The organism is Streptomyces sp. NPDC027663, from assembly GCF_055566415.1.
Genome location: NZ_JBVHSK010000003.1, coordinates 547894 through 560085 on the forward strand (window position 1 = coordinate 547894; position 12192 = coordinate 560085).

Sequence of the window (12192 nt, forward strand, 5' to 3'; positions counted from 1 at the left end):
CGCTGTGCCTTACGGGACACTGGTCAGCGGAAGGTCAGGTCCCGCGAGCGTGTCACCGTGCCCAGCCTCGGGAAGTCCAGCCTGACCGATGCCTCGTGCTCGGCCGCGGTGAACGCCGCCATGGTGTCCTCGGCGAAGACCAGCTCGTAGCCGAGGTCGGCGGCGGCGCGGGCGGTGGACTCGACGCCGAGGTTGGTGGCGATACCGCCGAAGACCAGGGTGCGGATGCCGTGGGCGCGCAGCCGCTCGTCGAGATCCGTGCCCTGGAACCCCCCGATGGTGCGCTTGACCACCTCCAGGTCGCCCTCCTGCCGCAGGCCCGACACCAGCCCGCTGCCGGGCGGCTGTTCGGCGACCGTCGGACGTTCCACCCGGATCAGGACGACGAGCGCGCCGGCGGCACGGAAGGCGGTCGCCAACTCCTCGGCGGCGGCCAGGGCTTCGGTGCCTTTGCGGGGTTCCAGCGGCAGCGCGACGATGCGGTCCATCAGGTCGACGAGGATGAGTGCGGTGCGCTGCGGATCGAGCACGGGAGCTGCGGTCATGACGGAACGTTAGCCGCCGTCAGCCGTCCGTGCCGGAAATCCGGATCAACAGGCCCATGAACTGATCGCGTTCGGCGGCCGAAAGGGGGGCGAGCAGTTCGTCGTTGGCCGCGCGGGCGGCCTTCTCGCAGCGCGCGAGGAGCCGGGCACCGTCGCCGGTGAGGGTGACGGCGTTCTTGCGCCGGTCGCGGGGGTCGGGGGCACGGTCGACCAGGCCGGCCGACTGCAGGTCGTTCAGGATGCCGACCAGGTCCTTCGGGTCGAGGTGGACGCTGCGGCCGAGGTCGGCCTGGGCGACGGGGGCGAGGTCGTGGACGGCTGACAGGACGACGTGGTGCCACATCTTGAGGCCCTCCGCGCCAAGGGCGCCGGCGACGAGGGCGCGGCCCCGCGCTGCGGCCCGGCCGAGGAGCCAGCTGGGGAGGGAGCGGATCGCGGGCAGGGGTGCTTCGGCCATACCGGCAGCCTAGCCGAAGAATCATTGGACTTCCCAATGAATCTGGCCTACCGTCGGGCTCCCGACAAATTCATGGGTCTTCCCAACGATCTGCGCCGCCGGACTTGCCCGGCCCTGGAGGTATGTGATGCGTCGCGTCCGGTACGAGTCCACCGGTGGCCCGCTGTTCCTGGAGGAGGTCCCCGTCCCCGAGCCCGGCCCCGGTGAACTGCTGGTGCGCTGCGAGGCCGTCGGGATCACCCTGCCCATGGTCCGGAAGGTCACCGAGGCGCCGGAGCCGGTGCCGCTGGGCGGCGAGATCGCCGGCGAGGTGGTGGTGGCCGGTGAGGGAGCGACCCGGTTCCGCGCCGGGGACCGGGTGACCGGGCTGTGCTTCGGGCACGGGTACGCCGACTTCGCCGTGGTGCACGAGTCCATGGCCACGCCGGTCCCCGACGGCGTGGACGCGGTGACCGCGGTCGCCCTGGTGCGCAGCGGCCTGGTGGCGCTCGGGGCGCTGGACGCGGCGCGGCTCGCGCCGGGAGAGTCGGTCCTCGTCACGGCGGCGGCGAGTGGCGTCGGGCACCTCGCGGTGCAGCTGGCGCGGGCGCGGGGTGCGGGCCGGGTGGCCGCAGCCGTGTCCGGCCCGGAGAAGGCGGACTTCGTCCGGGCCCTGGGCGCGGACGAGTGCGTGCGCTACGACGACGACTCCTGGGGCGAGCCCGTCGACTGCGCGCTGGACGCCGTCGGCGGTGAGCTGCTCACCCCCGCCCTCGCCGCGCTCGCCCCGCACGGCCGGCTGGTCGCCTACAGCTCGGGCGGCGGCACCGTCCGGGCGTACGACCTGCTCGTGGGGGCCAAGTCGGTGATCGGCTTCCAGATGGCGCTGATCGCCCGCGGCCGGCCGGAGCTGTACGAGCAGTGGCGGCAGGAGCTGTGGCGGCTGTTCTCCGACGGGACCCTGAAGCCCGCCGTGCACGGGGAGTTCGCGCTGGAGGACGCGGCCGCGGCGCACGACGTCATCTCCGCCCGGGGAAACCTCGGCAAGGTCGTTCTGCGTCCGTAAGTGCCCGCACGCTTCTTGTGGGGTGCCGCACCCCCAACTACCGTCGATGAGACGCACGTTGGACGTGGGATGTCCGGATGTCCAGATGTCCGGCCGACGAAGGGCAGGTCGCACCGTGCCGTCAGGTCTTCGCGCCCGTCTCAGATCCGCACTCGCCACCGCCGCCCTCACCGGGGCAGCCCTTCTCGTACCGCTCGTGCCGGCCCATCCGGCCCCCGCCCGACCGACCCCCGCCCAACCGGTCGCCGCCCGACCGGTCGCCGCGTCACCGGCGTTCGAGCAGCAGATCCTCTTCAAGGCTTCCCAGGACCCCGGGTACGCGTGCTTCCGTATCCCGGCGATCGTCCGGTCGACCGACGGCACACTGCTGGCGTTCGCCGAGGGCCGGGTCCTCAACTGCGGGGACGCCGCCGACATCGACATCGTGCTCAAGCGCTCCACCGACGGCGGGCGCACCTGGGGCCCGCTGCAGGTCGTCAACGAGGGCGCCGGCGACACCCACGGCAACCCGGCGCCGGTGGTGGACCGCGACACCGGCCGGATCTGGCTCGCGGAGACGTACAACACGGGCCGCACGGACAGCGCCGGTTGCTCGGTCCCCTGCGACCGCACCCCCCATCTGCAGTACAGCGACGACGACGGCAGGACCTGGTCGCAACCGCGCGACCTGAGCCCCGAGATCCTGCCCGCCGAGTGGAACTCCTGGTACGCGACCGGGCCCGTGCACGGCATCCAGCTCACCCGGGGCCGCTACGCGGGGCGCCTGGTCTTCGGGGTCAACACCGAGACGTGGAACGGCAGCAGGGTGACCGCCAACCACGCGGCCCTGATCGTCAGCGACGACCACGGCGGCCACTGGCGGATCGGCGCCACCGACAGCTGGCCCATCGCCGCCGACGGCACCTTCCGGCAGAAGCCGTCCGAGGTCACCCTCGCCGAACGCGACGACGGCACCGTGCTGGTCAGCGGCCGGGAACAGGACGGCACGGACCTCGGTCACCGCACCCAGGCGGTCAGCCGGGACGGCGGCGGCAGCTTCACCGCCCAGTTCCGCGACCTGCCCGATCTGTACACGCCGCAGGTCCAGGGCTCGATGCTGCGCCTGGGCGACCGGCTCCTGCTGGCCTGCCCCGGCGACCCCGACCGGCGCCGCACGATGATGATCCGCTCCTCCTACGACGGCGGCAGGACCTGGGACAGCGTCGACCGCGGCACGGTCGTCACCACGGACTGGTCCGGCTACTCCGACCTGGCGCGCCTCGGCTCCGGCACGGTGGGCCTGATGTACGAGGGCGGTGCGGTGGACGCCCGCGACGAGATCCGCTTCGCCCGCTTCACCGAGGACTGGCTCACCGAGCGCCGGGGCCCCGATCCGGCCACCGCAGACCGCGCCCGGCACGCCCCGGCCGCCGCGGTGCTCGGCGACGCGGAGGAGACGGACGGGGTGTCCGCAGGGGCGCTGCAGTTCGACGGCACCGACGACGCCGTACGCCTGCCGTACCGCTCCTCGCTCCCCCTGGGCACGAAGGACTTCACGGTGTCGCTGTGGTTCCGGTACACGGCGGCGTCCGGGGAGCAGCCCTTCCTGTGGATGGGGGGCATCGGCACCAGCCAGCCGCAGGTGTGGCTGCGCGGGGAGCCGGCGAACAACCGGGTCCAGGGTCTGATCACGGTGCGCAACGGAGCCGCTCCCCCGCAGTCGGCGTACGTGCGCACGGCCACCGCGTACAACGACGGCGGGTGGCACCAGGCCGTGCTGCGGCGGGGCGGCGGACGTCTGTCGTTGACCGTCGACGGTGCGCAGTCCTCGGTCGCCGATGTGCCCGGCACGGTCAGCCGCAACTCCCCCTTCGGCGTCCACGTCGGTCAGCGGATGGACAGCCGCGCCTTCTTCACCGGCGCGCTGGACGAGGTGCGGGTCTGGAACCGGGTGCTCACCGACGAGGAGCTCGCGGATCCGGACGTGCTGCGGTCATCGTGGGACACGGTCCTGTGGCTGCCCCTGAACCGGGTGAGCGGCGGCTGAGCCGTCGGGCGGGCCCGCGGTCGTCTCCGGATCGCGGGCCCGGCGCTTGGCGATGACCGCGCACACCATCAGCTGCATCTGGTGGAAGAGCATCAGCGGCAGGACGGCCAGGGAGGCATGGCTGCCGAACAGGACGCTCGCCATGGGCAGTCCCGAGGCGAGGGACTTTTTCGACCCGGCGAACTGGATGGCGATCCGGTCCTCCCTGCCGAAGCCGAGCGCCCTGCCGCCGTACCAGGTCAGGGCCAGCATCACGGCCAGCAGGACGGCCTCGACACCGAGCAGTCCGGCCAGCCGTACGGGGCTGACCTGGTGCCAGATGCCCTGGTTCATCCCCTCGCTGAAGGCGGTGTAGACGACCAGCAGGATGGAACCGCGGTCGACCAGCCCTAGGGCGTTCTTGTGCCGGGTGACGAATCCGCCGACCCACCGCCGCAGCAGCTGGCCGGCGACGAACGGCACGAGCAGCTGGAGCACGATCTTCACCACCGAGTCGGTGGAGAACCCGACCTCGCCGCCGAGCAGCCCCGCCGCGAGCAGCGGGGTGACGATGATGCCGACGAGGGAGGAGAAGGAACCCGCGCAGATCGCGGCGGGCACGTTTCCGCGGGCGATCGAGGTGAACGCGATGGACGACTGGATCGTGGACGGGACCAGCGTCAGGAACAGCAGGCCCTGGTACAGGGGCTGGGTCAACAGGACCGGTACCAGACCGCGGGCGGCGATCCCGAACACCGGGAAGACGACGAAGGTGCAGGCCAGAACCGTGACGTGGAGCCGCCAGTGCTTCAGTCCGTCCAGCGCCTCGCGGGTGGACAGCCGGACGCCGTAGAGGAAGAAGAGAAAGGCGATGGCGGCCGTGGAGGCACCCGAGACGACGTCGGCCGAGGTGCCGCCGGCCGGCAGGAGTGCGGCGATGCCCACCGTCCCGAGCAGCAGCACGATGTAGGGGTCGATCGGCATCCAACTCGGCCAGCGCAGGCGTTTCACGGTACTCCGATTGCTGTGCGTGTCTTCCGGTCCGGGCCACAAGGCCCCTCTCCATCGTCCTCTCCGGTCTGCCGATCGGGAATCCCGTACGCCACTCTGACTGTCATCACGCTGCGCGATAGCGGGCTAGGCTCGGTGGCGTGTACGAACCCACGCAGCTGCGCACCTTCCTGGCGGTCGCCCAGACGCTGAGCTTCACGCAGGCCGCCCGGCGGCTGGGGCTGCGCCAGTCGACGGTCAGCCAGCATGTACGCCGGCTGGAGGACGAGGTGGGCCGGCAGCTGTTCGCACGGGACACCCATTCGGTGGAGCTGACCGAGGACGGCGAGGCGATGCTGGGCTTCGCCCGCCGGATCCTGGAGGTCCACGAGCAGGCGACGGCGTTCTTCACGGGCACGCGCGTGCGTGGCCGGCTGCGTTTCGGCGCCTCGGAGGACTTCGTCCTGACCCGGCTGCCGGAGATCCTGGAGGGCTTCCGCTACGACCACCCGGAGGTCGACCTGGAGCTGACCGTCGAGTTGTCCGGCACGCTGCACGAGCGGCTTGCTGCCGGGAAGCTCGACCTGGTGCTGGCCAAGCGGCTCCCCCAGGACCCCCGCGGTGAGCTGGTCTGGCGCGACGACCTGGTGTGGATCGGCGCCGAGCGGCTGCGGCTGGAGCCCGAGCGGCCGGTCCCGCTCATCGTGTACCCGCCGCCGGGCATCACCCGGGCCCGTGCGCTGGAGGTGCTGGAGCGGCAGGGCCGTCAGTGGCGGATCGTGTGCACCAGCGGCAGCCTCAACGGGCTCGTCGCCGCGGCCCGGGCCGGACTCGGGGTGATGGCCCACTCCCGCCGGCTGATCCCGCCGGGCCTGTTCCGGCTGCCGGAGCGGGCCGGCCTGCCCGACCTCGGCAGGATCGATTTCGTCCTCGTCCACGGCCACCGCCGGGGCCCGGCCGAGGGCGCCGCGAACGCGCTGGCGGCGGCGATCCTGGCGGGTGGGGAGCGGCTGCGGCGCAGCGGCGGCTGACGCCCGGGGCCCTCATGGCGCCGGGCGGCGGATCAGCCGGACACTCACCGCGCCGGGCGGTACCCGGGACCGGCCCTCACCACCGCGAGCTGTGCCTCGGGCCCACCCGGGCGGTACCTCGGACCGGCCCCTCACCACCGCGAGCGGTACGTCGGAGCGGCTCTCACCGCGCCGGGCGGTACGTCAGCTGCTTCACCCGGCGCAGGAAGGGCGTCGCCTCCACGTACTGGACGCCTTCCAGGTGGCCCAGGGGGCCGCTCAGGTAGGCGTACAGGGCCGCGGTGTCGCGGACGACGACGGTGACGACGATGTGGGACGGGCCGGCGGTGGCGGACGCGAAGGCGACCTCGTCATGGGAAGCGAGGGTCCGGCCGACGGAGTCCAGCGCGCCCGGGGCCGTGGTGATCCAGAGGATGGCGGCCCTGGGGTAGCCGAGGATCTCGGAGTCGTACTCGATGTCGACGTACACCGCGCCGGAGGCGAGCAGGGCGGACAGGCGGCGCTTGACCGCGGACTCGGAGCGGCCCGTGGCGCGCTGGAGTTCGGGGTAGGTGGCGCGGCCGTCGCGTTCGAGCACGGCGAGCAGCGGGGCGTCCTCGGGCTCCAGGCGGACCGGGCCGGGCTCCGGGTGCCGGGGGCGCAGGGCGGCGATCTGGTCCTCGCCGAGTGCCCGGAACTTCGGCAGCCAGCCGACCGGACCGCCGTAGAAGCGGTGCAGGAGCTGCAGGGCGCGGATCTCGACGACGCTCGGGGTGCGGGGCAGCTTGCCGAGCAGCAGGTCGTCGTGCTCGCCGGGGTTGCGCGGCCGGGTCATGCAGGCGATCTCGGTGCCGCCGGAGGCCAGCCCGATCCAGTGGGTGTCGGGGCGCCGGGCGAGCGCGTCGGCGATGACGGTGGCGCCGTCGGGCGCGCAGCGCAGGCGGAGCATCCACTGGTCCTGGCCGAGGCGTACGGCGTCCCGCAGGACGACGACCCGGAGGCCGCCCTCGGCGCACAGGCGGCGGTAGCGGCGGGCGATCGTCTGGTCGGAGACACCGAGGACGGCGGCGATCCGGCTGAAGGGAGCCCGGCCGTCGATCTCCAGGGCGGAGAGAAGCTGGAGATCCAGCAGGTCGAAAGTGTCGGATTCCATCTGCAGCATGCGCTCCCCCATCGGATTCCGTCGCGACTGCCGTGGTGAGACGTCCGATCGGCCGTCGCGCCGTCATCGTACGCAGCGATACGCAGCCCGTCGGTGAAGGGGAGTTGAGGACATGCGTACCTGGGGGACGCTCACGGCCGTGTGCCTGGGCACGTTCATGCTGCTGCTGGACGTCACGATCGTGGTGGTGGCGCTGCCGGACGTGGCGGGCTCGCTGCACGCGTCGCTGGGCGATCTGCAGTGGGTGGTCGACGGATATGCGCTGACGCTGGCCGCGCTGCTGCTCGGGCTGGGTGCCGCGGCGGACATCCTGGGCCGGCGCCGGATACATGTGGCCGGTGTGGTGCTGTTCGCGGCGGCCAGCCTGCTGTGCGGGCTGGCGTCCGGGCCGTGGATGCTGGTCGCGGCGCGGGCGCTGCAGGGCATCGGCGGGGCGGCGATGTTCGCCACCACGCTGCCGCTGCTGGGCTCCGCCTACGAGGGCCGGCAGCGGTCGGCGGCCCTCGGGGTGTGGGGTGCGGTCAGCGGCGGGGCAGCGGCGGTCGGGCCGGTGCTCGGCGGGCTCATCACCGTGGGCCCGGGCTGGCGGTGGATCTTCTTCGTGAACCTGCCGGTGAGTGTCGTGGCGGTGTGGCTGACGCTGCGGATGGTCCCCGAGTCGCACGGGCCGCGCGGGAGGAGCGTCGACTGGGCGGGTACGGCGGCCTTCGCGGTGTTCGCGGGCGGTGCGACGTATGCCGTGGTGCGCGCCGGTGAGGACGGTTGGACGGCGTCCGCCACGCTGGCCGCGTTCGCCGTCGCCGCCGTGGCTCTGGTGGTGTTCGTGCTGGTGGAGCGGTGGGTGGCGCATCCGCTGCTGGATCTGTCGCTGCTGCGCCGGCCGGCGTTCGCCGGCACGATGCTGGCCTCGTTCGCCTTCAACGGGGTGGCGTTCGGCGGGATCGCCTTTCTGTCGATCTGGATGCAGACGCTGCTCGGCCTGTCGCCGGTGCTCGCCGGGCTGACGCTGCTGCCGATGACAGCGGTGTCCATGGTGGTCGCGGTGCTGGTGGGGCGGCTGCTGCACGGGGTGCCGGCCCGGCTGACGGTCGGCGGCGGTCTGCTGCTGGTCTCCGCGGGCACCCTGTGCCAGGCGGTGCTGGACGCGGGGTCGGACTGGACGGCCCTGGTGCCCGGGTTCGTGCTGGTCGGGGTCGGCACCGGGTTCGTGGCGCCGACGGTGGCCGGGGCGGCGCTGGCCGCGGTCCCGGCGGAGCGGTCCGGGATGGCGGGCGGCGCGGTGAACACCGTCCGGCAGCTCGGGTACGCGCTGGGGGTGGCCGTCTTCGGCACCGTGCTCACGTCGCGGATGACCGGCGCGCTCCCGCAGGACGCGGCGCAGGCGCTGGCCGGCGGCGGTGCCGCGGCCCTGCGCGACGGGTTCCCGGAGCACACGCTGCGGTCCGCGTTCGCCTCCGGTCTGAACGGGGCGCTGGTGGTGGCGGGCCTGGCCGGGATGGTCGCGGGTGCTTCGGTGCTGATGCTCGTACGGGCGGAGCGGCCGGCCCCTCGGCGGGCCTCCGGCGCGCCGGCCGGGGAAGCGGTGGCGTCCCGCGACTGAGCGGCGGCCTGGCAGCGCACGGCCGGAGGCGGTCACGGAGCAGGGCTCCGGGCTGCCTCGCGGGGTGCGGTGCGGTAATCGGCGCGTACAGATTCGGTGGAGATTACGGCACCGAAACTTACTGACCCGTCAGTATTGTGTCCGTCCCTTCCCCATGTGCGGGCATTTCACAGCACCCGGGCGGGAAAAACGTGAGGTTTGCTGGGTTTCCGCCCCCCTCCCGCGCGCCGACTTGGTGGGGTAGCTTTCACGGCGCTGTGCGGTGCATGGAGCACGACACTGAGGCGCGAGACACGGGGAGCGAGGTTGCGCGAGTTCACCACCCCTCCGCTGGCCTCACCGGCCCCGGTGGGCGGTCTGGCAGACGCCGTCTTCGAGCATGCCCGGACCGATCCGCTCCACATCGCGCTCGGCCGCAAGGACGACTCCGGACAGTGGCGGGACGTCACCGCCGCCGAGTTCCGCGACGAGGTCCTCGCCCTCGCAAAGGGCCTCCTCGCCCGCGGCGTCCGGTTCGGCGACCGGGTCGCGATCATGTCCCGCACCCGCTACGAGTGGACGCTCTTCGACTTCGCCCTGTGGACGATCGGCGCGCAGGTGGTGCCCGTCTATCCGACCTCCTCCGCCGAGCAGTGCTTCTGGATGCTGTACGACGCCGAGGTGTCCGCGGCGATCGTGGAGCACGAGGACCACGCGATGACCATCGCCACCGTCATCGACCGGCTCCCCCAGCTGCGCCAGCTGTGGCAGCTGGACGCCGGCTGCGTGCAGGAGCTGTACGACGCCGGCGCGCACCTGGACGACGAGGTGGTGCACCGGCACCGGGAGGCGGTCACCCCGGACTCGGTCGCCACGATCATCTACACCTCCGGCACCACCGGCCGCCCCAAGGGATGCGTCCTCTCGCACGGCAACTTCATGTACGAGGCGGACACGATGATCCAGCGGTGGCAGCCGGTGTTCCACACCAAGAAGGACGACGAGGCGTCCACGCTGCTCTTCCTCCCGCTGGCGCACGTCTTCGGACGGATGGTGGAGGTCGCCGCGATCCGCGGCCGGGTCCGCTTCGGGCACCAGCCGCAGCTGCACGCCGCCGCTCTGCTCCCCGACCTCGCCGCCTTCCGGCCGACGTTCATCCTCGCGGTGCCCTACATCTTCGAGAAGGTGTTCAACGCCGCCCGCCGCAAGGCCGAGAAGGAAGGCAAGGCGGGACCGTTCGAGAAGGCCGTCGACATCGCCGTGAAGTACGCGGAGGCGGTCGAGGCGAAGGCCTGGGGCACGGGTCCCGGTCCGTCGGCGGGGCTGCGGATGCAGCACCAGCTCTTCGACAAGCTCGTGTACGCGAAGGTGCGCGCCGCGATGGGCGGCCGGATCCGCAACGCGATGTCGGGCGGCTCGGCGATGGACCGCAGGCTGGGGCTGTTCTTCGCGGGCGCCGGGGTGCAGATCTACGAGGGCTACGGCCTGACCGAGTCGACGGCCGCGGCGACCGCGAACCCGCCCGAGCGCACCCGCTACGGCACCGTCGGCCAGGCCATCCCGGGCGTGACCGTGCACATCGCCGACGACGGGGAGATCTGGCTGCACGGCGGCAACGTCTTCCAGGGATATCTGAACAACCCGAAGGCCACCGACCAGACGCTGCACGACGGCTGGCTGGCCACCGGCGACCTGGGTTCGCTGGACGAGGACGGCTATCTGACCATCACCGGCCGCAAGAAGGAGATCCTGGTGACCTCCGGCGGCAAGAGCGTCTCGCCGGGGGTGCTGGAGGAGCGGGTGCGGGAGCATCCGCTGGTCAACCAGTGCATCGTGGTCGGCAACGACCGGCCGTACATCGCCGCCCTGGTCACCCTGGACCAGGAGGCCGTCGAGCACTGGCTGCAGATGCGCGGCAAGGCGCGGATGACCCCGGCCGAGCTGGTGCGCGACGCGGACCTGGAGACGGAGGTGCGGCGGGCGGTGGTCGCCGCCAACACCCTCGTCTCGCAGGCCGAGTCGATCCGCACCTTCCGCATACTGGCCCAGCCGTTCACCGAGGAACACGGCCTGCTGACGCCGTCGTTGAAGCTGAAGCGGAAGGCCATCGAGAAGGCGTACGGGAACGAGGTCGAGGCCCTCTACCACGCCTGACGCCTCGTCACCCGAGCACCGTCAGCCGACCGTCACACGGAAGCAGGCCGCGGTCGGCCAGGGGCAGGTTCACATGCATGTACCGGGTTCATCGGCACGACCGGTGGCACGTACGGAGTGGCGCACGACGGGCGTCGGTCGATGGTCCGGACCGGAAGGGTCGGAGGCGTTTTCCGGCCACTGTGTCCCAGACACTGACTCGTCGGTCAGTTGCGACGGATTCCGTGGTCAGGAATGCACGGCGGCCGTTGATCGTTGACGATAGGAGTACGACTTGTCGACTACCTAAGGATCAAGAGGCTCGTGAGCAGCAAGGTCCCCCCGATCATCCTCAACAACGGCGTCGAGATGCCCCAGCTGGGCTTCGGCGTCTGGCAGGTGCCGGACGACGAGGCCGAGCAGGCCGTCGCCACGGCGCTCGAGGCCGGGTACCGCAGCATCGACACCGCTGCGATCTACGGCAACGAAGAGGGCACCGGCAAGGCCATCGCCGCATCCGGCCTGCCGCGTGAGGACATCTTCGTCACCACCAAGCTCTGGAACAGCGACCAGGGGTACGACTCCACGCTGCGCGCCTTCGACGCGTCACTGGAGAAGCTGGGACTCGACCACATCGACCTGTACCTGATCCACTGGCCGCTGCCGTCCCGGGGCAAGTACACCGACACCTACAAGGCGTTCGAGAAGCTGCACGCCGACGGCCGCATCCGCGCCATCGGTGTGTCCAACTTCCTTCCCGAGCACCTGGAGCGGCTGATCTCCGAGACCTCCGTCATCCCGGCGGTCAACCAGATCGAGCTGCACCCGCATCTGCAGCAGCGCGCTGCGCGCGCGTTCCACGCGCAGCAGGGCATCCGGACCGAGGCGTGGTCGCCGCTCGGCCAGGGCAAGGGCCTGCTGGAGGTGCCGGCGGTGGTCGCGATCGCCCAGAAGCACAACCGCACCCCGGCCCAGGTCGTGCTGCGCTGGCACATCCAGCTGGGCAACATCGTGATCCCCAAGTCCGTGACGCCGGCCCGGATCCAGGAGAACATCGAGGTGTTCGACTTCAGCCTGGACGACGAGGACCTCGCGGCGATCAGCGCACTCAACGAGGACCGGCGCCTGGGTCCCGACCCGGCCACCTTCGACATCGGCTGACACCTACGCCGACGAGGGCTGACGCCCCGCACTGCACGGCCGTGGGGGGGGGGGGGGGGGGGGGGGGGAGGACGATGGATTCGATTGGGGAGAAGAAGGACCCGC

General features: G+C 71.9%; 10 protein-coding genes. 6 read left to right on the forward strand and 4 right to left on the reverse strand.

The genetic code is table 11. The features are described from left to right. Positions 1-23 precede the first annotated feature (23 nt). Positions 24-545: an isochorismatase family protein gene (locus ACZ4SF_RS11785; RefSeq protein ID WP_468381700.1), complete on the reverse strand. Its 522-nt coding sequence runs from the start codon at positions 543-545 to the stop codon at positions 24-26. Positions 546-564: 19 nt separating this feature from the next. Continuing rightward, positions 565-1002, reverse strand: coding sequence for a MarR family winged helix-turn-helix transcriptional regulator (locus ACZ4SF_RS11790; RefSeq protein WP_468381703.1), 438 nt, complete (start codon positions 1000-1002; stop codon positions 565-567). A 127-nt stretch (positions 1003-1129) separates the two neighbouring features. On the opposite strand from ACZ4SF_RS11790, the gene ACZ4SF_RS11795 reads away from it, so the two are divergent. Both ACZ4SF_RS11795 and ACZ4SF_RS11800 read left to right on the forward strand, forming a co-directional pair. Further along, the gene (locus ACZ4SF_RS11795) at positions 1130-2047 is read left to right on the forward strand and encodes a quinone oxidoreductase family protein (protein ID WP_468381706.1); all 918 of its coding nucleotides are present in this window, start codon (positions 1130-1132) and stop codon (positions 2045-2047) included. A gap of 115 nt (positions 2048-2162) precedes the next feature. Continuing rightward, the gene (locus tag ACZ4SF_RS11800) at positions 2163-4073 is read left to right on the forward strand and encodes an exo-alpha-sialidase (protein WP_468381709.1); all 1911 of its coding nucleotides are present in this window, start codon (positions 2163-2165) and stop codon (positions 4071-4073) included. On the opposite strand, the gene ACZ4SF_RS11805 is transcribed toward ACZ4SF_RS11800, so the two are convergent. Continuing rightward, positions 4020-5036: a bile acid:sodium symporter family protein gene (locus ACZ4SF_RS11805; RefSeq protein WP_468381712.1), complete on the reverse strand. Its 1017-nt coding sequence runs from the start codon at positions 5034-5036 to the stop codon at positions 4020-4022. The genes ACZ4SF_RS11800 and ACZ4SF_RS11805 overlap by 54 nt on opposite strands. A 167-nt stretch (positions 5037-5203) precedes the next feature. Here ACZ4SF_RS11805 and ACZ4SF_RS11810 point away from each other — a divergent pair, with 167 nt between their 5' ends. After that, the gene (locus tag ACZ4SF_RS11810) at positions 5204-6073 is read left to right on the forward strand and encodes a LysR substrate-binding domain-containing protein (RefSeq protein ID WP_468381714.1); all 870 of its coding nucleotides are present in this window, start codon (positions 5204-5206) and stop codon (positions 6071-6073) included. A gap of 163 nt (positions 6074-6236) precedes the next feature. On the opposite strand, the gene ACZ4SF_RS11815 is transcribed toward ACZ4SF_RS11810, so the two are convergent. Further along, complete coding sequence (locus tag ACZ4SF_RS11815) at positions 6237-7214, reverse strand: Lrp/AsnC family transcriptional regulator (protein WP_468381718.1); 978 nt, start codon at positions 7212-7214, stop codon at positions 6237-6239. A gap of 112 nt (positions 7215-7326) precedes the next feature. Here ACZ4SF_RS11815 and ACZ4SF_RS11820 point away from each other — a divergent pair, with 112 nt between their 5' ends. From ACZ4SF_RS11820 to ACZ4SF_RS11830, 3 genes are all read left to right on the forward strand, one after another. Continuing rightward, positions 7327-8814 carry an MFS transporter gene (locus ACZ4SF_RS11820; protein ID WP_468381720.1) on the forward strand — a complete coding sequence of 496 codons (1488 nt, stop codon included), beginning with the start codon at positions 7327-7329 and terminating at the stop codon, positions 8812-8814. 306 nt (positions 8815-9120) lie between these two features. Continuing rightward, complete coding sequence (locus tag ACZ4SF_RS11825; RefSeq protein WP_468381723.1) at positions 9121-10947, forward strand: AMP-dependent synthetase/ligase; 1827 nt, start codon at positions 9121-9123, stop codon at positions 10945-10947. 303 nt (positions 10948-11250) lie between these two features. After that, positions 11251-12087: an aldo/keto reductase gene (locus tag ACZ4SF_RS11830; RefSeq protein WP_468381726.1), complete on the forward strand. Its 837-nt coding sequence runs from the start codon at positions 11251-11253 to the stop codon at positions 12085-12087. Positions 12088-12192: the final 105 nt, after the last annotated feature.